Source organism: Apibacter muscae (assembly GCF_007845635.1).
Classification (GTDB): Bacteria; Bacteroidota; Bacteroidia; order Flavobacteriales; family Weeksellaceae; genus Apibacter; species Apibacter muscae.
This window is the reverse complement of record NZ_SELG01000024.1, coordinates 16,558-39,042: the sequence shown is the minus strand read 5'-3', so window position 1 is coordinate 39,042 and position 22,485 is coordinate 16,558. Positions and strand designations below refer to the sequence as shown.

The 22,485-nt window shown below is 31.6% G+C and carries 25 protein-coding genes; 11 read left to right on the top strand and 14 right to left on the bottom strand.

The features are described 5' to 3' along the window. Positions 1-75 precede the first annotated feature (75 nt). The 3 genes from lepA to ETU08_RS00950 all read left to right on the top strand — a co-directional run bounded on the left by lepA (position 76) and on the right by ETU08_RS00950 (position 3,349). Positions 76-1,872 (top strand): translation elongation factor 4, encoded by a 1,797-nt coding sequence (gene lepA, locus ETU08_RS00960; RefSeq protein WP_146261141.1) that lies wholly within the window; start codon positions 76-78, stop codon positions 1,870-1,872. Positions 1,873-1,893: 21 nt separating this feature from the next. Next, positions 1,894-2,472, top strand: coding sequence for a Crp/Fnr family transcriptional regulator (locus tag ETU08_RS00955; protein WP_146261140.1), 579 nt, complete (start codon positions 1,894-1,896; stop codon positions 2,470-2,472). An 82-nt stretch (positions 2,473-2,554) separates the two neighbouring features. Further along, on the top strand, positions 2,555-3,349 hold the full coding sequence (locus ETU08_RS00950) for a rhomboid family intramembrane serine protease (protein WP_146261139.1): 795 nt from the start codon (positions 2,555-2,557) through the stop codon (positions 3,347-3,349). A gap of 3 nt (positions 3,350-3,352) precedes the next feature. On the opposite strand, the gene ETU08_RS00945 is transcribed toward ETU08_RS00950, so the two are convergent. The 14 genes from ETU08_RS00945 to ETU08_RS00885 form a co-directional block, all read right to left on the bottom strand. Further along, the gene (locus ETU08_RS00945) at positions 3,353-3,571 is read right to left on the bottom strand and encodes a PspC family transcriptional regulator (protein WP_146261138.1); all 219 of its coding nucleotides are present in this window, start codon (positions 3,569-3,571) and stop codon (positions 3,353-3,355) included. Positions 3,572-3,618: 47 nt separating this feature from the next. Continuing rightward, on the bottom strand, positions 3,619-4,296 hold the full coding sequence (locus ETU08_RS00940) for a LexA family transcriptional regulator (RefSeq protein ID WP_146261137.1): 678 nt from the start codon (positions 4,294-4,296) through the stop codon (positions 3,619-3,621). Positions 4,297-4,601: 305 nt separating this feature from the next. Next, complete coding sequence (locus tag ETU08_RS00935; protein WP_146261136.1) at positions 4,602-5,147, bottom strand: lipocalin family protein; 546 nt, start codon at positions 5,145-5,147, stop codon at positions 4,602-4,604. A 224-nt stretch (positions 5,148-5,371) separates the two neighbouring features. Further along, a complete protein-coding gene (gene hemL, locus ETU08_RS00930) occupies positions 5,372-6,658 on the bottom strand; it encodes a glutamate-1-semialdehyde 2,1-aminomutase (protein WP_146261135.1) in 1,287 nt (428 codons plus the stop codon). Between the two features lie 6 nt (positions 6,659-6,664). Beyond that, a complete protein-coding gene (locus ETU08_RS00925; protein WP_146261134.1) occupies positions 6,665-7,723 on the bottom strand; it encodes a glucosaminidase domain-containing protein in 1,059 nt (352 codons plus the stop codon). A gap of 350 nt (positions 7,724-8,073) precedes the next feature. After that, positions 8,074-8,985 (bottom strand): 1-aminocyclopropane-1-carboxylate deaminase/D-cysteine desulfhydrase, encoded by a 912-nt coding sequence (locus ETU08_RS00920; RefSeq protein WP_146261133.1) that lies wholly within the window; start codon positions 8,983-8,985, stop codon positions 8,074-8,076. A gap of 5 nt (positions 8,986-8,990) precedes the next feature. Beyond that, entirely contained in the window at positions 8,991-9,578 is a 588-nt protein-coding gene (locus tag ETU08_RS11865) for a thrombospondin type 3 repeat-containing protein (protein ID WP_185145250.1), read from the bottom strand. A 3-nt stretch (positions 9,579-9,581) separates the two neighbouring features. Then, positions 9,582-9,758: a hypothetical protein gene (locus ETU08_RS11860; RefSeq protein ID WP_185145249.1), complete on the bottom strand. Its 177-nt coding sequence runs from the start codon at positions 9,756-9,758 to the stop codon at positions 9,582-9,584. A gap of 278 nt (positions 9,759-10,036) precedes the next feature. Next, positions 10,037-10,516 (bottom strand): OmpA family protein, encoded by a 480-nt coding sequence (locus ETU08_RS00910; RefSeq protein WP_146261132.1) that lies wholly within the window; start codon positions 10,514-10,516, stop codon positions 10,037-10,039. Continuing rightward, on the bottom strand, positions 10,513-11,148 hold the full coding sequence (locus ETU08_RS00905; protein ID WP_146261131.1) for a hypothetical protein: 636 nt from the start codon (positions 11,146-11,148) through the stop codon (positions 10,513-10,515). Before ETU08_RS00905 ends, ETU08_RS00910 begins: the two co-directional genes overlap by 4 nt. A gap of 2 nt (positions 11,149-11,150) precedes the next feature. Then, entirely contained in the window at positions 11,151-13,235 is a 2,085-nt protein-coding gene (locus ETU08_RS00900) for a peptide MFS transporter (RefSeq protein WP_146261130.1), read from the bottom strand. A 466-nt stretch (positions 13,236-13,701) separates the two neighbouring features. Then, positions 13,702-14,460: a hypothetical protein gene (locus ETU08_RS00895; RefSeq protein ID WP_146261129.1), complete on the bottom strand. Its 759-nt coding sequence runs from the start codon at positions 14,458-14,460 to the stop codon at positions 13,702-13,704. 12 nt (positions 14,461-14,472) lie between these two features. Then, the gene (locus tag ETU08_RS00890) at positions 14,473-15,234 is read right to left on the bottom strand and encodes a hypothetical protein (RefSeq protein ID WP_146261128.1); all 762 of its coding nucleotides are present in this window, start codon (positions 15,232-15,234) and stop codon (positions 14,473-14,475) included. 44 nt (positions 15,235-15,278) lie between these two features. Next, positions 15,279-15,653: a hypothetical protein gene (locus tag ETU08_RS00885; RefSeq protein WP_146261127.1), complete on the bottom strand. Its 375-nt coding sequence runs from the start codon at positions 15,651-15,653 to the stop codon at positions 15,279-15,281. 634 nt (positions 15,654-16,287) lie between these two features. Between ETU08_RS00885 and ETU08_RS00880 the strand changes: the two genes are divergently transcribed. The 8 genes from ETU08_RS00880 (at position 16,288) to nuoK (ending at position 22,485) form a co-directional block, all read left to right on the top strand. After that, positions 16,288-16,818, top strand: a complete 531-nt coding sequence (locus tag ETU08_RS00880; protein WP_146261223.1) for an NADH-quinone oxidoreductase subunit NuoE family protein — start codon at positions 16,288-16,290, stop codon at positions 16,816-16,818. 19 nt (positions 16,819-16,837) lie between these two features. Further along, complete coding sequence (gene nuoF, locus ETU08_RS00875) at positions 16,838-18,169, top strand: NADH-quinone oxidoreductase subunit NuoF (protein ID WP_146261126.1); 1,332 nt, start codon at positions 16,838-16,840, stop codon at positions 18,167-18,169. Continuing rightward, positions 18,156-18,977 carry a hypothetical protein gene (locus ETU08_RS00870; protein ID WP_146261125.1) on the top strand — a complete coding sequence of 274 codons (822 nt, stop codon included), beginning with the start codon at positions 18,156-18,158 and terminating at the stop codon, positions 18,975-18,977. Before nuoF ends, ETU08_RS00870 begins: the two co-directional genes overlap by 14 nt. 19 nt (positions 18,978-18,996) lie before the next feature. After that, positions 18,997-19,992, top strand: coding sequence for an NADH-quinone oxidoreductase subunit G (locus ETU08_RS00865; protein WP_146261124.1), 996 nt, complete (start codon positions 18,997-18,999; stop codon positions 19,990-19,992). A gap of 6 nt (positions 19,993-19,998) precedes the next feature. After that, positions 19,999-21,048: an NADH-quinone oxidoreductase subunit NuoH gene (gene nuoH / locus ETU08_RS00860; RefSeq protein WP_146261123.1), complete on the top strand. Its 1,050-nt coding sequence runs from the start codon at positions 19,999-20,001 to the stop codon at positions 21,046-21,048. A gap of 75 nt (positions 21,049-21,123) precedes the next feature. Further along, positions 21,124-21,621: a NuoI/complex I 23 kDa subunit family protein gene (locus ETU08_RS00855; protein ID WP_221410354.1), complete on the top strand. Its 498-nt coding sequence runs from the start codon at positions 21,124-21,126 to the stop codon at positions 21,619-21,621. A 1-nt stretch (position 21,622) separates the two neighbouring features. Continuing rightward, positions 21,623-22,117, top strand: a complete 495-nt coding sequence (locus tag ETU08_RS00850; protein ID WP_146261121.1) for an NADH-quinone oxidoreductase subunit J family protein — start codon at positions 21,623-21,625, stop codon at positions 22,115-22,117. A 41-nt stretch (positions 22,118-22,158) separates the two neighbouring features. Next, positions 22,159-22,485 (top strand): NADH-quinone oxidoreductase subunit NuoK, encoded by a 327-nt coding sequence (nuoK, locus tag ETU08_RS00845; RefSeq protein ID WP_146261120.1) that lies wholly within the window; start codon positions 22,159-22,161, stop codon positions 22,483-22,485.

Below are 22,485 nucleotides of genomic sequence, written 5' to 3'. Positions count from 1 at the left end.
TTTTAATTTTTTATATAAAAAAAGAAAGTTAGTAATTATACTAAAAAATGTACTTTTGCACTATTGTAACTTGATATGAAGAACATAAGGAATTTTTGCATCATAGCCCATATAGATCATGGTAAAAGTACATTGGCTGATCGGCTTTTGCAACAAACCAAAACAATTTCAGATAGAGAACTCCAAGAGCAAACTCTGGACGATATGGATTTGGAAAGAGAGAGAGGAATTACGATTAAAAGCCATGCCATCCAGATGGAGCATGAATATAAGGGAGAAAAATATATCTTAAATTTAATTGATACACCGGGGCACGTAGATTTTTCCTATGAAGTATCTCGTTCCATAGCTGCTTGCGAAGGAGCTCTTTTAATTGTAGATGCAGCACAAAGTATACAAGCGCAAACCATCTCCAATCTTTATCTAGCGCTAGAGCATGATTTAGAAATTATTCCAGTTTTAAATAAGATTGATCTGCCCTCTGCCAATCCAGAAGAAGTAACGGACGAAATAGTAAATTTATTAGGCTGTAAGCCTGAGGACGTTTTACGTGTAAGTGGAAAAACCGGGGTCGGGGTGGCTGAATTATTAGAGGAAATTATTGAGAGAATACCTTCGCCTACAGGGGATCCAGAGGCTCCATTACAAGCTTTAATTTTTGATTCTGTATTTAATCCATTTCGAGGGATTGAAGCATATTTTAAAGTTGTAAACGGAAGTATTAAAAAAGGTCAGAAAGTAAAATTTATGGCCACTAATAAAACGTATGATGCAGATGAAATTGGAACACTAAAATTAAAGCAGTTTCCTAAAACTACTATTCAGTGTGGAGATGTAGGATATATTATAAGTGGGATAAAAGAAGCAAAGGAAGTAAAGGTAGGAGATACAATTACTTCCACAGAAAAGCCAGCATTAAATCCTATTGAAGGTTTTGAAGAAGTGAAACCCATGGTTTATGCCGGAATCTATCCAGTGGATACCGAAGAGTATGAACTTTTACGTTCGGCGTTAGAAAAATTACAATTGAATGATGCTTCTCTTGTATTTGAGCCAGAATCCTCTGCTGCCTTAGGTTTTGGATTTCGTTGTGGATTTTTAGGGATGTTACATATGGAAATTATACAAGAACGTTTGGATAGGGAATTTAAAATGACTGTAATTACCACTGTACCAAACGTTTCTTATAATGCTTATTTAAATAAAAATCCTGATAAAGCGGTCCCAGTACATAATCCTTCTGAATTGCCAGAACCAACTATGTTAGATAGGGTAGAAGAGCCTTATATTAAAGCATCAATTATTACAAAATCTGATTTTATAGGGTCAGTAATGACTCTTTGCATAGAAAAAAGAGGAGAATTAACAAATCAATCCTATTTAACTACAGATAGGGTTGAATTGTTTTTTGAAATGCCTTTGGCTGAGGTAGTTTTTGATTTCTACGATCGTCTAAAAACTATTTCCAAAGGATATGCGTCTTTTGATTATGCACCTCATGGAATGAAAGCCTCTAAATTAGTGAAAGTTGATATATTAATTAATGGAGAACCTGTGGATGCTCTTTCTGCATTAATACATCAAGACAATGCGTATACCATTGGTAAAAAAATGTGTGAAAAATTAAAAGAATTGATTCCTCGCCAACAGTTTGATATACCTATCCAAGCAGCAATCGGAGCCAAAATTATAGCAAGAGAGACCATTAAAGCATTAAGGAAAGACGTTACCGCTAAATGTTATGGAGGAGATATATCTAGAAAAAGAAAGTTACTAGAGAAACAAAAAGAAGGAAAAAAACGAATGAGGCAGATCGGTAGAGTTGAAGTTCCACAGTCGGCTTTTCTTGCAGTTTTAAAAATTAATGATTAGTATTTTTAATTTCGGTAAGTTATGATGTATGAGACTATATTGGGAAATGTAAATGATGTAATCCCCTTATCTAAAGAAGAGAAATATTATTTAAAGTCAATACTAAAGTTTAAAAAGTTAAAAAAAAAGGAATTTCTTTTACAACAAGGAGAAGTGGAGGAAAACTATTACTATGTTCTCTCTGGATGTTTAAGGAGTTTTTTTATTGATAATAAAGGGGTGGAGCAAGTGGTGCAATTTTCTTCTTCCGGTTGGTGGTTAGCAGATAATGAAAGTATATTACTAAATCAACCTTCTAAATTTAATATTTTGGCAGCCTTAGATTCTGAAATTTTAGTATTATCTAAGTATGATAAAGAAGAATCTGTGAAAAAAATACCCAAGCTTGAAACATATTATCATGAAAGTTTAGAGCGGTCAGTAATTTTTTTAAGATATAGATTGTATGAAATATTAAGTTTACCGGCTGAAGAAAAATATAAAAATTTTTGTAAGAGCTTCCCGGAATTAATAAATTCTATACCACAGAAGCATATAGCTTCTTATATCGGTGTTACACCTGAGTTTTTTAGTTCAATGAAAAGAAAGATAAAGGAATAGATTTAATCTATTAGGTAAATGTGTCATTCACTAGATAAAGGTCTGAATTTTGTTGTTTATGTCGTAAGAATCCTATCTATTAGTGAAGAAATTTTCTATTAAAAAAGAAGCACTGATTATTCCCTTTTTATTAGTTGGATTTATATGGACTATATTTATCATTCAAAGTACAATAGGGTTTAAAGATTGCTATGGTGTAATACCTTTGAGCTTCAAAGGCTTGCGGGGTATTTTTTTAGCACCTCTTTTTCATGGGAATCTCCAACATATCGTTAGCAATACTGTGCCGCTATTTGTCTTAACGTTCTTTATTTTCCAGTTTTATAGAAAGTTGGGCTACTTTGTTTTGGTTAATGGGTGGATTCTAAGTGGATTAATCGTTTGGGTAATTCCAGATTTACCAATCTTGCATTCAACAGTTTTGTCGTGCCATATTGGTGCTAGTGGTATTGTTTATTTACTAGCTTTTTTTCTTTTCTTTAGCGGTATATTTAGAAAGAAAAATCATTTGATGGCAGTATCTTTATTGGTGGTCTTTTTATATGGCAGCCTTGTATGGGGAATGTTACCCGGTTCCGTATTAGGTATTTATGATACCACTTCAATATCATGGGAGAGCCATTTAGCAGGAGGGATCACGGGAATGTTTCTAGCTTATATTTTGAGAAATATTGGAAACTCCAAACACAATTTTTCTAAACACGAAGAACATTTTGAAATTGAAAATGAGAAACTATGGGAAGAATATAAGGAGCAATTTCCAGAAGATTTTTCTGATAAAAATCAATTGAAACATAATGTATCTAAAGAGCTAGAAAGTATTAAAGGTAGAATTAATTATAAAGAGACAGAAATTAGAGATATAGAAAAATATTAGATTCTACAAATCAAAGACTGAAGGGCGTTTAATAAAAAAACAATCCTTAACCCATAAAAAAAATGCACCTACTAAATAGATAGCGAAAATCCCTCCCAATGTAATGAATGATAAATAGATAAATAATAAACGTAATTTAGAAGCTCTAACTCCAAATTTTTCAGAAATTCGAGAGATTACTTCAAACCCGTTGGCTTCAAAGAATGTCCTAATCTTGTCCATATTTTCTCTTAAAAGTAATAAAACTATTTAATATAGCATACAGATGATCAGTGAAATCTTACACTGGAATTTATTGTGGCTACCAACTTAACCGTTTTCAAAGAAACATCTTTAGGTTCATAAACAGAATTTGCACTTGTAAGTTTTATATATTCATCACCTAAATCTGATTTATTAATATGCCGAATACTGGTGAAACTTGAATTATTCCCTAAATCAATCTCTAGTAAATAAATTCCTCCAAAGAAAATAGACTCGATAGGTAAGACTTTAAAAATTACAATATCACCGCTTTTAAATAAAGGTTCCATGGAATCGCCTTTTACATAACAAGCTCCATCTGAATTGGAAATATTAGGAATATTTAAAAATGAAGAACTATTCTTATTTTTAAGAAGATTCGATAAACCTTCAGAATTGTCTAAATCGAAAATAGGAATGTGAGAAGAATGATTAGTAGAATAAGTTTCTGTAAATTCATTAGCAACAGAACTCTTAAACTCATTCTCATTATATCTACGTTTTAGAATTGCTCCGGTTCCAGCCAATAACCATTCTGGATTTATTTCTGGGCATTTAGAATAAATAAGTTGTAAATCGTAACTATTTCTTTTCTTCCAATTGTATAAGGCTTGAGGCGATATGCCTAAAAAATTGGCTAATTCAATATCTTTTTTAAAACCGTAGTAATCCTTAATTTTAGATAATATATTACTTGTATTCATTTTGCTTATTATTAATGATTCGTTTAAAATTTATAAATATTAGAGTAAAAAAATATTTATAATAATTTTTTACGTAAGCAAATGTATTAAAAAATGTATCATTGTCATAACAACCGTACAAATAAAATATTATTTTTTGTTTAAAAAAAAAATATTTAATATAAAGAAATAATTAATTTATCTGTAAATAATAATTAAAAAATACGCTTATTGCTATTTAATTGATGGCATTACGTAAATTATTTTTTTATAAAATAAACTAGTGATTATGAATTGTGAATGAAAGATGAAAAACTAAGATTGTACTAGGAATGATTAGTCCAAACTAGTTTTGATATGTCATAATTTAAGTTATGAGCTTTAATAAGAAAATCTTCAATAATTTCAAGTGGCATCTCTTTTTCTCTAGAGAGAATCCATAAATATTTTCTACTATTACCCGTTACAAGGGCATATTTATATTCGTCATCAATGGAAATCACATTGAATCCTGAATAGAATTTACCAAAAAAGGATATCAATAATTTGCCCTCATTGTTATAATTATAAATAGCCTTACCGGCAGATATCTTATACTTTTTTTTCTTAAAATTATGGCCACTATTTAAAACTCTTAGACTACCATCAAAATTTAAAGAATATTCCGCAATAACGTTTTCCATATTTTTTTCGAAAAAGAAATCAATGCGAGCAATTTCATACCATTTACCTAAAAATTTATTGATGTTAAATGGTCTTATAGGTATTATACCCTTAGGGGTGGTTTTTCTTTTATTCAATAAATATAGTGTTGTAGCTGTTCCTAAACAGCTAAATATTAATCCTCCCAATATAACTTTGGTCAACTTCATATTTTAAAATCTATATTTATTTTTATTATTGGTAGAGACTATCAAATTAAGTACCAAATAGGATTGATCTTTGAATATTTAAGAATTATAATAGAATTAATTTTTAATTTAATATAAAATATTTTGTATAATTTTTAATTTAAAAAAGATAAAATAATTATAAAAGTCTATTAAATTTAATGTTAAGAGATATCTTAAGCAAATATTTAGTAAAACAGTTATAATTATATCTTTGATAAAAATTTCCGTGTTAATTCCAATGTTTTATTAATTTCATTACCTAAAATACAGGAAGATATAAACCAAGTTTCATATCCAGACGGAGGTAGATAAATACCATTTTCAAGCATAAAATGAAAATATTTATTAAAATTTTCATGATTTGCCTTAGTCACATCATCAAAATTAAGAATATCCTCAGCTGTAAAAAATAAAGACATCATGGATCCACATTGCTTAAAACAAACGGGAATTCCGAAATCTTTAAAGATGATTGAGAGTTCTGTGCTTAATTTACGAGTGGTGTTATTTATATTGTGAAATATAGAAGGATTATCTTTTAAAATTGAAAGGGTAGTATAGCCTGCACGCATAGCAATGGGATTCCCAGATAAGGTGCCTGCTTGGTATACAGGGCCTTCAGGAGAAAGAAATTTCATAATTTTATGACTCCCTGCGAAAGCTCCCACAGGCATCCCTCCTCCGATAACTTTTCCATAAGTGACAAGATCTGCTTTTACAGAAAAATACTCTTGAGCTCCTCCCATTTTTAAACGAAATCCTGTCATAACTTCATCAAAAATTAATAAAGAATCGTGTTTATTACAAAGATCCCTTAAACCCTCTAAAAAATTTTTTTCGGGAGGTATACATCCCATATTGCCTGCAACAGGTTCTAAGATAATTGCCGCTATTTCTTCCGGATTTTGTTCAAATAAAATTTTTACAGATTCTATATCGTTGTATTTTGCTAATAGTGTGTCTTGGGCTGTTCCAGGAGTAACCCCTGGGCTGCTAGGGCTTCCAAAAGTAGCCAATCCACTTCCGGCTTTTATAAGAAAAGAATCTGAATGTCCATGGTAGCAACCTTCAAATTTTATTATTTTATTTCTTGAAGTATATCCTCTGGCTAATCGAATGGCAGACATGCAAGCTTCCGTTCCTGAATTTACCATTCGTACTTGATCTATGTATGGAACGGATTCTGTTATAATTTTAGCTATTTCAGTTTCAAGTTCGGTAGGCGTTCCAAAGGAAAATCCATTTTTTAACTGCTCTGTAACTGCTTCAAGCACTTCAGATGGATTATGTCCAAGGATCATAGGTCCCCAAGAATTAATATAATCGATATAAGAATTCCCATCTTCATCGGTAAGATAGGCTCCCTTGGCAGATTTAATAAAAATGGGGGTTCCACCTACAGATTTAAATGCGCGAACGGGTGAATTAACACCTCCAGGTATATATTTTTGAGCATTTTTAAATAAAGCGCTACTTCTTTCGTATTTCATAAATTTTTAGCTTTTTCTCCCTTTTAAGAATATTTTATCTCCTTTTTCTGGTTCCTGCCCAGGAAGCATTGTATTTCTTTTATAGAGTTCTATAAGAGAGATAGCATTGTTTTGAGCTATGTCGTACATTCTTTCCCCATTTTTAGTGATATAGATTTTAGAAATCCCTTTGCTTTTTTTAGGTTCTAGATAAATTTTTTGATTGATGGATATTTCTTCTTTAAAAGCTAGATCATTGTAAGATTTTAAGTTTTGTAGGTTAACGTGATAAGCTTTAGCAACATCTTCTAATCGATCACCTTCTTTCCAAACAATATATTTAATTTTGCCGTTGGGATGTATTCTTACCCTACGGCTAGGGAATTCAAAATTATTTGTTTTAGTTTTTAAGGTCTTTTTATTTGTTAAAGTACTAGAAATTAACTGCTTATTGACTTCTTTTTTTTGATTGGTGTTAGTGGCTAATTGTACAGTTTCATTTTTTTCAGAAGCAGGTAAGGCAGGTGTATATGAATTAGGAAATAGTTCTGCCAATACAAGGTCAGTTTGTTCTTCATTGATATTATCAAATCGGTTCAAGTTGTATCGCTCAATAATAGAAATTAGGCTATACGCATATTTAGGATTAGTAGCATAACCAGCTTTCTTCAATCCAAAAGCCCATCCTTTATAATCTTTAATATCTAGGGTAAACAATTTCTTGTAATAAGGTCTTTCTGCTAAAAAAAGAGAATGATCTCTGTAAGATTCTTCGGCAGAAGTATATTTTCTAAAACATTCTCCTTTAAGATCATCATCATGATACATACGATCTCCTGTCCATTCTCCTTTGCATTTAATACCAAAATGATTATTACCGACTTGAGCGAGGGTGCTTTGTCCATTGCCTGTTTCTAAAATACCTTGGGCAATTGTAATACTTGCAGGTATTTTATATAAAATCATTTCTTTAACCGCAGTTTTAGCATGGGTTTGAATATATAATTCGTCTTTTTTTACGGATTCTTGTGTAAAAGAGAACTTTCCTACAATAGTAAAAGCTACAATTAGTAAAAGCTTTTTCATAATATAATAACCTATTAATTTATATTTTTTTAATATTAAATTATTTCATTTTTTTATAGCCAAAAATATTAAGTTTTAAAATCAATTTCAATTACATATACGAATGTAATAACTTGATACATAAAAAAATGAAATTCAAAATTAAATTAAAAAAAATTTAATTTAAGAGCTTTAATATTTATTTAACTAATTTCTGTTTTTGTTTTGAACTAAGAATATAAAATTAGATTATTAGAATTATATACTTTTATAACTGAAAATCATTTAAAATGTTTTATGAATATACATTATAATTGTATGTGGGTTTAATTTAAATGATAGGAAGTATTCTAAATTAGCTTAATTATTATCTAAAGTTTTGTAAGAATTAAAGGTTTTTCATTTTTCATTAAAATTTTGTTCATTTCATGAATTCCTTGTAAACCACCGGTATGGATAGCTAAAATCTTTTTTTTATCAGAGATCAATCCATTTTTAAGCATTTCATATAATCCATACATCATCTTACCCGTGTAAATAGGATCTAATAAAATTTTATTAAGTCGGAAAAAATCATTGATAAATTGTATAAGGTTTGTTTTTACCTTGGCATAACCTCCAAAATGATAATCTAAGATTAAATCAAAATTCGTTTTATCAGTTAATTTTAATATTTCAGATCTTAAAAATTCGGCATTTTTTAAAGCAGGAAATCCAAGTATATGCTGATGATTAGTACTTCCTTTTAAGAGACCGGAAATGGTTCCTCCAGTTCCTACCGCTGTAGTTATAATATCAAATATTTCAGTTTCTTTAGATAAAATTTCAGAAGCACCTAAAACGGCCAACTCATTAGTTCCTCCTTCAGGTACCAGGTAATGATTAGGAATAGTTTGTAAAAAATTTTGAATTTGTGTAGAATGTTCTTTCAATCTATACTCGGAACGGGGTACAAAATAAAACTCCATTCCTAGTTGATGAGCTTCCTGTAGGGTTAGGTTGTCTTTCCAGCAATTTTCAATTTCTTCTCCACGAATAATACCTATTGTTTTAAAATTATTTTCTTTTCCTGCACCGGCAGTAGCAACAATATGGTTAGACATGGCTCCCCCAAAAGTGATTAATGTTTTACAATTCAAATCTTTAGCTCGAAGTAAATTGTATTTCATTTTCCAAAACTTATTCCCAGATATTATAGGATGGATTAAATCTTCCCTTTTTATAAAAAGTTGATGATTCGTTTTTAAATCTAGAAATTGAAAAGGTTGAATAGGAATTGTCATTTATACTATTTAAATTGTATTTTGTTATTTCTAGGATTTGTATCATCAAAAAAAATAAAAACTCTTCTTAAGAAGTGGGGAGTATTCTCATAACTTACTTTTATTTTTAATTTATTTGGATTTATTCCTCCTTTTATTAGTTGTTTTTTTACTATTATAGCTCTTTTTCTGCCAATTTTTTTTGATTCTTTTAAATCTGGATAGCTACGTACTATGAATTTTTTTTCTTTGAAGTATTTGTTTATATTATAAGAAAAACAAGAAATTCCTTTTTTGCTTTTTTCTGTAAGATCAATACTATTTAAATCAAAAATGATTTTAACAAAATGGCATTGTGATTCACGATTTATTTCATCAAAATTCCAAGGACATCCCATATTTTCTTTAGGTCCAAACTCGTTAGGACATGTATCATCAATATCAGTAATACCATCTCCATCTGTATCCGGGCAACCTTGAAAATAATGAGTTCCAGTTTCATTGGGGCAACGATCTTCGGAGTCAGGAATTCCATCCCCATCTGTGTCTATACTAGTTTGTCCATAAAAACTAGAAAAGTAAAGAAGTAAATAAAATAATAAGTTTCTTTTCATGGATTAATTTCTTATACAAAAAACAACTTTGTTTTTGGCTTCTTCACAATTAATTAAATGATTAGTTTTTAAATTTAGTCTCTTCTTTATATCTATTACATTTCTTACTAATTCATTTCCTGAATTTTTTGCTCTTTCTTTTGCAATTTTCTTAGGTTCATTTTCAAACAGAAAAACCATTTAAATAGAATTTAGTATCATTATTTTCTAAAAGGCTATAAATTAATTTTAATTGATCCATCTCATGTGAAGTTAAAGAAGCATTATTTTCTACAAAATTAATATGTAGAGTAATATATCAAGTAACTATTTGCCAAGGGCATCTTTCATTTTCTCTGAGACCGTATATGGTGGGGCATCTGTCATATATATCAGGTGTTCCATCTTTGTCCGAATTTAAGGATACTTGTCCATAAAAACAAAGGGAAAGAATAATAGGGGTAAAAATAAGATTTTTTTCATAAGCTTACTTTCTTGTAATTTATTATCTGAAAGTTTACCTCGGGTTTTATTTCTGTATTGTTACAATTAGAAGAATAGATGATCTTTATCTTTAATTTATGTTTATTAACTCCATTTTTTATTAGTTCATTTCTTACATTTTTTGCTCTTTTTTTTGCCAGTTTTTTAGATTCATCACAAGTAGCAAAACCTTTTACATAAAATTTTGCATTCTTTTCTTTCATAAAAATTGTAATTGATTTTAGGTTATGTGAACTTTTTGAAGTTAAAGAATAGCTATTTTTATCAAATAAAAATTCTAAGGGAGAAAAAGAACAGTAGGTTGGTTCTTGACAACCTTTCATTTCTATAGTTCCTAGTGTCATAGGACATATGTCATCAGTATCAGGAATTCCATCTCCATCAGTATCTATAGTAGTTTGTCCGTAAGAAATGAAAGGGCATAAGAAGATTATAAAGATTAATAGCTCTTTCATGAATTTAATAGCTTAATTATAACATCTTTCTCAACATTTGTATTTTCACAATCTGAAGAATAGAAAGCTTCAAGTTTTAATTTATTTTTTTTAACTCCATTCTTTATCAGTTCAGTACGTACATTTCTAACTCTTTTTTTGGCGATTTTTTTGGATTCAGTACAAATGGCAGAACCTTTTATAAGAAATTCATCGTTGATATCATTTATAAGTATAGCTACATATTTTAAGCTTTCTATAACTTCAGAGCTTAGATGATAATTGTTTTCACTAAATTGTATACCATTACTTTTTTTTTGTGGATGAAGGGGTATTGCTTTAGGGCATCCATCATCTTCTTTAAGTCCTGATATTGTAGGGCATGCATCATCCACATCTAGAATTCCATCTCCATCTGTATCCGGGCAACCTTTAAAATAAGGAGTTCCAGTTTCATTGGGGCAACGATCTTCCGAGTCAGAAATGTCGTCATGATCTGTGTCTAGAAGATTTTCAAAATTGGAAATTGCTTTTTCTTTTGTACGTATATTTTCTCTATCAGAAAAACTATTCCTGTTTAAATCCTGAATATTTTGTCCCCAAGAATTATAGAAATAAAGCAAGAAAAAGGTAAATATTATTTTATTCAACATAATTATTTAACCCCATGCATCAGTTTTTTTATTAATGGATTTAAAGTTATACAGATAATTCCTGCTAAAGCTGGTATAAAAGTAAAAACTAAAAAGAAATAGCTCATACTATATTCTTTTGAAATTTCTTCAACCATACCTCCCAAAGAGGCAGCTAATTTACTTCCTATAGCTATCGCTAAATACCACATACCAAACATAAATGCAATCATGCGTCCTGGAACTAATTTACTTACATAGGAAAGACCTACCGGAGAAATGCAAAGTTCTCCTAAAGTATGGAATAGGTAAGCAAGAATAAGCCAGAGCATACTAACTCTAAAAATTCCCGGAGCTGAACTTTTAGGGATATCTAGTGAACCATAGGCAAGAACGCCAAATCCAATTGCCATAATAATTAGTCCTAACCCAAATTTTATAGCTGCACTAGGGTTATATTTGCTGTCCCACCATTGGGTAAAAAGTGATGCAAAAGTTATAATAAAAAAGGAGTTCAGAATGCTGAACCAAGAAGTTGTAATTTCAATTTTATTATCTCGAATATCCGAAATTTTTGCTTTTATAATTTTGGATTCTAATCCATGTGTTTTATAGTCTTCTCTTATTCGTTCCTCTTGATTTTTGCTTAAAGGAACCATAATACCAATTTCTTCATGCAATAATATGGAATCGTTTATATTATATTCAGTCTGAGAAGCTATAGTCATTTTTTTTGTTACTATGGAGTCGCTTGGTTTTATTTGATAAGATTCTGAGAGTGGAGTATAAATATTTTCAGAACTTTTCTCAGTATTCTCAATATTAACTTTAGGATCTTTAATGGCTAAATACTCAACTTCGTAGGCATGAGATTTTCTATCGCTATTTAAAAGCCAAATTACCAACCCCCAAATAATAGCAAAGCTTATCCCTAATACAAGGTTGGACGATAGTATCTTGTGGTGTGTTTTCTTAAACAATAAATATAATACCCATGAAATAATTACTAAAGGCACAATTGTTAATAAAGTATTAAATATTAGGTAGATAGTAGCTGCCTTCCCTTCAACCAGTCTATTGGTAAAATCTCGTGCAAAAATTACTAATGAAGTAGCTCCTTGTTCAAAAGAAGCAAAGAAAAACATAGTTAGAAAAGCAAAAATAACTACAACAATCATTCGGTTTCTAACAATTTTTTCATAGCGTATAATACGAGTGATAATGAGATATAAAAACATCAATAGACCCAGGATAGCGATAACTAAAGGGCCTTCTATAAGATCTTTATTAAATATGAATTCTTGAGGAAGAATATTTATTCCTTTTATTTTAGATAAAGGATCATTAATAGCATAGACTAATCCAATGATAGAAGATAAGACAATGAGAATTTTATCAAGGAAGGTAAATGGATTTAGGGATTGTGGAGGATTAGCAACAACATTGCTGTTAGTTAAAACTTTTTTTGGAATGTTACCAATTGTTCCAAATAGGGGTTTAGCCAACCAAAACTGTAAAGTACCAAGAAGCATAAAAACACCTGCAAGACCAAAGCCCCAGCTCCAGCCCACCTTTTCTGCAAGGTAACCACATAGCATCATTCCAAAAAATGCACCTGCATTAACGCCCATATAAAAAATAGTGTAAGCACCGTCTTTCTTATCAGGTACCTCTTTATAGATTTCTGATACGATTGAGGTAATATTGGGTTTAAATAAACCGTTTCCAATGATTAATAAAGCTAAACCTAGATAAAGAGAAGATTCACTCTCAAAAGTCATTGAAATGTGTCCCAAGGTCATGATGAATGCTCCTATAACAATTGCCCAACGATAACCTATATATCGATCTGCAATTAATCCTCCCATAATTGGAGTTAAATACAACAACATGGCATAAGTACCAAATAAGGCTCCCGCATTTACTGCACTCCAAGCCCAACCAGGGTTTGAGCCAATAATCGCCATTGTAAGGAAGTTTATTAATAGAACTCTCATTCCATAAAAAGAGAATCGTTCCCACATCTCAGTAAAAAATAAGACAAAAAGGCCACTAGGATGCCCGAGAACTTGAGAATCAAAAAAATTTGAACTAGACTTATTTTTCATATTTAATAATTCGATCTAAGTGAATTTTCTAAAATAAGCTTTTATCAAATATACAGCCTAAGTATTTAATATTAAATTTTGAATAGAAATTATTTTTGTTAGACTTTCAATTTTTATATACCTCAAAATAGAGAGACTAGGCTAATAAATCGTAATCTGAAATCCACTTAATTATTCATTATATATCATTAATTTTTTAATGATTTAAAAATAATTTGGACTTAGCTCTAATTTTAAATGAGATTAACGTATTAACTATACTCTTTTAAAATTTAGAAATATAGATTTCACTAAATATTCACTCAAATTTATAATGTTTATTTATGAATAAATAATAGACGCAGAATTTAATATTATGAGAATAAGAATTTATTCATCAAAATTTACCCTGCTTACAAGTAAATCTAAATTTTGAATGGTTATAGTTATATTATTCTTTGTAAATATCAGCAATTATAAAATGATATTACTTAAGTCTTTTAATACTTATCATGGAAACTTGTCCAGAGCCAGTTTTGCCTGAACTAGTGCTTTTTAAGATGAAAGGACTTGTATTTCCAACTCTAAGAGAGTAAACGTGATCTTTATAAAGTGGATTTGCTGTGATTAACGTATAAGTTTGATTGCTCTGCGATACATTGGTATTAGGAGCATTGAAAGCATCATTTATACGAGCGATCCATTTATTTTCAGTATCGTCCCAAATTCCAACGACAGGGTTACTATTCGTTTTTGCATCCTGAATCAAATAGTTGAGAATTACCATATATATACCATCCTTATTAACGGTAAAGGAGTTTCCAGATGGTCCTGAGGTAAAACTATTTTCGTTATCGATGATTATAGTATTAAAATTTGGAATAGCTACTGGAGTATTAACGTTGCTATAATTAAAATCACTACTTAATAAAACAGTGATTTCTTGGGCTACTTCAAAATTACCGTCCAAAGCTATAATAGTACCAGAATTAGATGGCGAGATGTTATCAAGTTTAAATTCAGACCATATGGGAGGTTTTCCGGCTCCATTAGATACAAGTGTTTGTTCATTAAGCCCAGAATTCCCAGATGTTTTTTCATCCCCTCCAAAATTAAGCTCTTTAGTAATTTGTATTGAACCATTTACATGAAGTGTATTCTGTGGTGTTTCAGTATTAATACCAAATTGTCCATAAACAAATAATCTTGTTATGGTGAAAAAAAAAATAGATGTAATGTATTTCATTAATTTAGTAATTTATTTAAGTCTCATAACAATGGCCATTGATACATTACCTGAGCCTGTAGTACCCGAGCTTAAACTTTTTATAGTTACCGGACTTTTATGACTTATTCGAAAAGAATAACTATGGTTATTTACGAGCTTTTGAGTTGTAAATAATGTATAAGTTTGATTTCTAGCGGATACTCCGGTTTCAGAAACATTAAAAGTATCATTTATTCTTGCTACCCAAAGATTATCCGTGTTGTCCCAGAGTCCAATCACTGGTGCCGTACCTTTCACAGTGTTTTCCAACATAAAATTCATAATGATTTGGTAAGTGCCATTATCTTTTACGGTAAAAGAATTTCCAGATGCATCTGAAATATATGTATTTTCATTATCTAGAATAATAGTATTTAAGTTGGGAATTGCCATAGGGGAGTTTCCCGTATAATTAAAATCTTTACTTAGCTGCACAGCTATTTGTTGAGCAATTACAAAATTTCCGTCAACAGCAATTACAGTTCCAGTATTATTTAAAGATATTTCAGGTAATTCAAATTTTGACCAAGAAGGAGATTTTTCAGGTCCATTTGATACAAGTATATCACCTGGATTACCGGGATTTCCAGAGGTTTTTGCATCTCCGCCAACACTTAAATCACCGGTAATTTGTAAAGAACCATTAATATGTAGCATTGCCTGTGGGGTAGAGGTTTCAATTCCTACCTGTCCATATGCACAAATTTCAACGCTCGATAGAATATTTAGAAAAAATAATATAAAATTTTTCATTGTTAAAAATTAAATTATAGGCTAAAATCTTTATGTTTATAATCTTATCTTAATCTTTGCACCAATGCTGTAGATACAGCGCCAGAACCCGTGGATCCACTGCTTGTACTTGCAATTGTTAAGGGAGACGTATTGGATACTCTAAATGAGTAAATATGTGACGGTAATAATTCTGTCGAAGTGATTAAAGTAAAGCTCTGGTTTCTGGTACTAAATCCAGATTCTACTACGAATACATCGTTTATTCTGGCAATCCATTTCCCATCAGTGTCATCCCAAATTCCAATAACCGGCAAAGTGTTTTGCACAGTATTCTGAATAAGAAAATTTAAAGCAATAAAATAAATACCTTGTTCCTTTACCGTAAATGAATTTCCAGAAGCATTTGAAGTATATGTATTTTCATTATCAATGATCACATTACTTAAATAAGGAATTGCGGATGCAGTTGTAACATCAGTATAATAAAAGTCTTTTTCAAGTTGTACTCTTATTTCTTGAGCAATTTTTAGATCGCCATTTACAGCTATTACTGTGCCAGCTGTTTCTAAGTTAATTTGAGGGATCGAATAATCCGACCAGTAAGGTGAAGATTCCTCTCCCCTAGAGATAAGTATTTGTCCTTTCTTACCTGGGTTTCCTGGTGTTTTATCATCCCCGCCTATATTTAATTCACCTGTAATTTGAGTTGAACCATTTACGTGTAAAGTATGCCTAGGGGTTTTTGTGTTGATTCCAATTTGCCCAAATAAAAGAAAGGAATTAATAAATAAGAATAAAAAAAAAATTTTTTCATATAATAAGTAATTCAGTGTTAATTCTAGACTTACATTTAATTAAAAATCATGCCAATATTTAAATATTTGTGAGCGATTATAATGAATACATTTATTTAAAATTTAAGTTTTATTATAAAGCACAAGATTTTAAATTTTTGCTAATAAATGCTATTTAAAACCATTCTAGATTATGTTTGTAGATTAAAATCTGTAAATTAACTTTGAAACTATAAAATACAAAATTGTATATTTGCAACCTAACGAAAAACTCGAAATGACTGAAAACAATACTAATAATCTTGAAAAGATAGTTTTTAGTGATCAATCTTTGAAAAAAGTTCATGAGATAATAGCTAGATATCCTGAAGGTAAGCAAAAATCAGCTTTAATACCAGTTTTACATCTGGCTCAGAAAGAATTTGGAGGTTGGTTAGATGTTCCGGTTATGGATTATGTTGCATCATTACTTAATATTACTTCCATAGAAGTATATGAAGTAGCGACATTCTATACCATGTTTAATATGAGGCCTGTGGGGAAATATGTGCTTGAGGTATGTAGAACAGGTCCATGTATGCTGAATGGAAGTGATGGTATTATTGAGTACATAAAAGAAAAATTACAGATAAAAGAGGGAGAAACGACGAAAGACGGGTTATTTACATTAAAACCAGCGGAATGCTTAGGGGCTTGTGGGTATGCACCTATGATGCAAATGGGTAAATTTTATCACGAACATTTAACGAAAGAAAAAGTGGATGAAATTATAGAGCTTTGCAAACTAGGGAACATAGCCATTGATTAATTAAAGAAAGTAAATTTAAATGAATAATAAATTACTACTTACGCATATTAATGTAGAAGGGATTAGAGGTTTTGACGTTTACAGGAATCATGGGGGTTATACATCTGTGGATAAAGCCCTAAAAATGACTCCTGAAGAAATATTAGAGGAAGTCAAAGCAAGTGGCTTAAGAGGAAGAGGTGGTGCAGGATTCCCCACAGGAATGAAATGGAGCTTTTTAGCAAAACCTGAGGGTGTGCCTCGTTATTTAGTAGTTAATGCGGATGAGTCTGAGCCTGGAACATTTAAAGATCGTTTTTTAATGGAGTATATTCCTCATAAATTAATTGAAGGAATTATAATCTCTTCTTATTGTCTTGGAACTAATACCTCTTACATATATATAAGAGGAGAGTATTCTTGGATCCCGGATATATTAGAACAAGCAATTCAAGAAGCTAAAGATAATGGTTTTTTAGGTAAAAATATAAAAAATACAGGGTACGATTTAGAGATATATGTGCAGAGAGGAGCAGGTGCTTATGTATGTGGAGAAGAAACAGCACTTATAGAATCCTTGGAAGGAAAAAGAGGGAATCCACGTTTAAAACCTCCATTTCCAGCAGTGAAAGGATTGTACCAATGCCCAACAGTAGTTAACAATGTAGAAACTATTTCCTCAGTCCCATCTATCATAGAAATATCAGGTGCAGAGTATGCGAAAATAGGAGTAGGGCGTTCCACAGGAACAAAATTAATATCTGCTTGTGGAAACATAAATAAACCTGGAGTTTATGAAATAGACTTTAATCTAAGTGTAGAAGAATTTATATATAGTGAAGAATATTGCGGGGGTATACCCAACGGTAAAAAGCTAAAAGCTTGTATACCTGGAGGCTCTTCTGTTCCTATTGTACCAGCTAAATTGTTGTTGAAAACCGCTGATGGAGAAACACGGTACATGAATTATGAAAGCTTGTCCCTCGGAGGTTTTGAAAGCGGAACCATGTTAGGATCTGGAGGATTTATAGTTCTTGATGAAGACCAATGTGTGGTAAGACACACTATGACTCTGGCAAGATTTTATAATCATGAAAGTTGTGGACAATGTACCCCTTGCAGAGAAGGAACTGGTTGGCTTTATAGGATTTTAAAGAAAATTGAAGAAGGCAAAGGGACTTATGAAGATATAGATTTATTATGGGATGTGCAAAGTAAAATAGAAGGTAAAACTATATGTCCTTTAGGAGATGCAGCAGCATGGCCAGTGGCAGCAGCCATCAGACACTTTAGAGATGAGTTTGAGTGGCATATAAACAATCCTGAATGTTTAACTAAAAATTACGGAATAGCCAATTATGCATGCGTATAAAAGAATTAGGCTACTACTATGCATATGGATAGGTTTAATTGCTACCCAATTTTATGGACAAGAGAAAAAAATCGCCCATAAAAAAGGAGAAGTATACGCTTATTGGGGTTGGAACCGAGCGGTATATGGCAGATCATCTGTACATTTTACAGGGGATAACTATAACTTTACCTTACATTCTGTAAAAGCAGATGATAAACCCCTAAACTTTAATTTTCATGATTATTTAAACCCGGGAAGAGTTACGATTCCACAAACCAATTATAGAATAGGATATTTTTTTAAAGACAATTGGGCGTTATCCTTAGGGGTTGATCACATGAAATATGTGGTTCGCCCGGGACAATGGGTGAAAGCTACCGGAGAAATCAATGTACCCGGATATGAGAATGCCATCCAAGACGGGCAATACATTTACTTAGACGATAATTTTTTGCATCTGGAACATACCGATGGATTAAACTATTTAAACCTAGATTTGGAATATTATCACAATTTTCTCGAAGCAGGATTTTTCAAATTTAATGGAATTGCAGGAGGTGGTATTGGTTTAGTTATCCCTAAAACTAATTCCACATTAATGGGGAATCCTAGACATGATAAATTCCACTTAGCAGGATGGGGGATAGATGCTAAAATTGGAGCAGAACTTCTTTTTTGGAAATTATTTTTCTTACGCACAGAACTCAAAGAAGGTTTAATAGCATTGCCAGATATTCGAACAACCTCAAATAAATCAGATAAAGCCTCGCAAACCATATTGTTCTTACAATGGAATTATACATTTGGCTTTAGTTGGCATTTTTAATGTAGTAGATTAAAAAGATATGAGTGAAGAAGTAATAAATAAAATAAAAGTTACCATTGATGGAGTTACCATAGATGTAAATCCAGGAATCTCTATTGTAGAGGCAGCTCGTGAAATAGGGGGACCCTCAGTTCCACCAACTATGTGTTACTATAGTAAGTTAGAAGGGAGCGGAGGACGTTGTCGTACTTGCTTAGTAGAAGTTTCCAAAGGATCTGAAAAAGATCCACGTCCCATGCCCAAACTCGTTCCAGCCTGTCGTACTCAAGTCATGGATGGAATGGAAGTTAAAGTAATCACTTCTCCTAAAGTTGTGGAAGCGGTGCAGGGGGTAACAGAATTATTATTAATAAATCATCCCTTAGATTGTCCGGTATGCGATCAAGCCGGAGAATGTAAACTGCAAGATTTAGCCTATGAACATGGGTTGGAACGAACCCGTTCTGAATTTCCTAGAAGAACCTTTCAACCCGATGATTTGGGACCTTATATTAAACTAAATATGAATCGTTGTATTCTCTGTGCACGTTGCATTTTAGTAGCGAACCAGCTTACAGATCAGAGAAATCAAGGAATACTATTTAGAGGAGATCATGCAGAAATTAGTACTTATTTGAACAAAGCTATTACTAACGATTTTTCTGGGAATGTGATAGATGTTTGCCCTGTAGGAGCTTTAACAGATAGAACAGCAAGATTTAAGAGTAGGGTTTGGTTTACAGAACCAGTAAATGCAACCTGCAAATGTGAAAAATGTAGTGGAAAGGCTGTATTGTGGGTAAAAGGGAATGAAATTATAAGAGTTACTGCTAGAAAAGATCAGTACAACGAAGTAGAGGAATTTATTTGTAACGAGTGTAGGTTTGAAAGAAAGGATCTAAATGATTGGACAATTGAAGGACCTACTCCAATTAATAAACATTCAGTAATTTCAGTCAATCACTACGAATTACCATTGCCTAAGAACGATCCTCATTACAAACTTAAAAACAATAATATTAAAACAATAGAATAAAGAGATATGTGGTTTACCTTAGTATTAGTAGTTATCTTATTCTTATTATGTTTAGGTGCAGCCGCTTATGAAACCTTAATGGAAAGGAAAGTAGCTGCTTTTTTACAAGACAGAATTGGTCCCAACAGAGCAGGGAAGTTTGGTTTATTACAACCCTTATGCGATGGGGGAAAACTTTTTTTTAAAGAAGATTTTGTACCTAGAAATGCAGAAAAATGGTTGTTTATAATTTCACCGGCTATATTAATGATTATTGCCTTAAGCACCAGTGCAGTAATACCTTGGGGAAAATCATTATTAATAGGAGGAGAAACCTATTTAGTACAAGTGGCAAATATAGATATAGGAGTACTATATATTATGGGAATAGTATCTATAGGCGTGTACGGAATCATGTTAGGAGGTTGGGCATCCAATAATAAATATTCCCTATTAGGAGCAATTCGTGCTTCTTCGCAAATGATATCTTATGAGCTTGCGATGGGGTTGTCACTCTTATCAATTATTATGATGACCGGTACCTTAGATTTACGTACGATGGTAGAAGGTCAAGCTGGAAATTTGTACGGACTTACATTCTTAAATGGAATGTCTTGGAATGTGTTTTACCAACCCTTAGCCTTTATTTTATTTGTTACCTGTTCATTTGCCGAATTAAACAGAGCACCCTTTGATTTGGCAGAGTGCGAATCTGAATTAGTTGGTGGATATCATACAGAATATGGTTCCATGAAATTTGGTACATTTTTATTTGCAGAATATATCAATATGTTTATAAGTTCCGCATTAATCAGTACACTATTCTTTGGAGGATATAGCTTTCCGTTTATGAATGAATTGGCTGAAAATGGAACTCTAGGCGTTAATGCAATAGGAATTATAAGTATCGTAGTTTTCTTAATAAAAATTATTTTTTGTATTTTCTGCTTTATGTGGGTACGTTGGACTTTACCAAGATTCAGATACGACCAATTAATGAAATTGGGTTGGCAAATTATGATTCCTTTAGCAATTCTAAATTTGTTAATAACAGCAGTGGTAGTGGTTTTTAAATAATAGTTTAAAAAAACAAAGAGAATTTAATTTATGCAAAGGCTTACCAATAGATCAAAAGTAGTTTCAAATAAAGAAATGTCACTCAAAGAAAGAATTTATCTACCTGCCATTTTAGGAGGTATGAAGATAACTTTTAGCCACTTCTTTAAAAAACCAGTAACTACCGCTTACCCGGAGAAAAAAAGAGAATTTAGTCCCGTTTACCGCGGTAGGCACGTATTGAAAAGAGACGAGGAAGGAAGAGAAAGATGTACCGCTTGCGGTTTATGTGCGTTGGCTTGTCCAGCAGAAGCAATCACTATGATTGCGGCAGAAAGAAAGCCGGGAGAAGAAAACCTTTATAGAGAAGAAAAATACGCCGAAAATTATGAAATAAATATGTTGAGATGTATTTTCTGTGGGATGTGTGAAGAAGCATGCCCTAAAGAAGCTATTTTTCTAACAGACCGATTGGTGTTGCCGGAACAAGAAAGAAGAGATTTTGTTTATGGAAAAGACCGTTTGGTAGAATCCGTGGAAAACAGAATTGATATTTCAAAAAGACAAATTAAAAAGTATACCATAGAAAAATAGTATGGAAGCAATTTTATTATATGTAATATCCACTTGTGCGGTACTTAGTGCCTTGTTTGTTGTTTTTAGCAAGAACGCTATGCACAGCATAATCGCACTAATCCTAACTTTTTTTTCCATATCAGGATTGTATATACTTTTAAATGCACAATTCTTAGGAGCTGTACAAGTAATCGTTTATTCAGGTGCCATTATGGTGTTATTTCTTTATGTTTTGATGATGTTAAATTTAAAACGTAAAGACGAGCCTTTAAAAGGAAATTCCTTTAGAATTCTGGCAACCCTTTGTGGAGGATTGGTATTTATAGCATTTTTAGGAGCACTCAAAGGTTTTGAGAAAATTCCTTTTCCGGCAGATCCGGACAGTCAAATAGGTCTAACTAAAAATCTAGGAATATTATTGTTCAGTAAATATGTGTTACCCTTTGAGCTTGCAGGAATATTATTCTTAGCTGCTCTAGTAGGTTCAGTAATGTTAGGGAAAAGAGATTTATAATATAAAATACCGAGAATATTTTATGTTTCAAAAAAAATAAAATGGAAGTAAACAGTTTAATAAAAATCGTTCCGATCGACTACTTTATATACTTAGCTACCCTATTGTTTTGTATAGGAGTTACAGGAGTATTGGTAAGGAGAAATGCAATTATAATTCTAGGATGTGTAGAGTTAATGTTAAATTCAGTGAATTTATTATTGGCTGCTTTCTCTGCCTATAAAGGAGATGCAGACGGACAAATTTTAGTATTTTTCATTATGGTAGTAGCAGCGGCGGAAGTAGCGGTAGGATTAGCGATTATTGCCTTGATGTATAGAAATACTCGTTCGGTAGATATAAGTTTATTTAATAGATTAAAGGGTTAA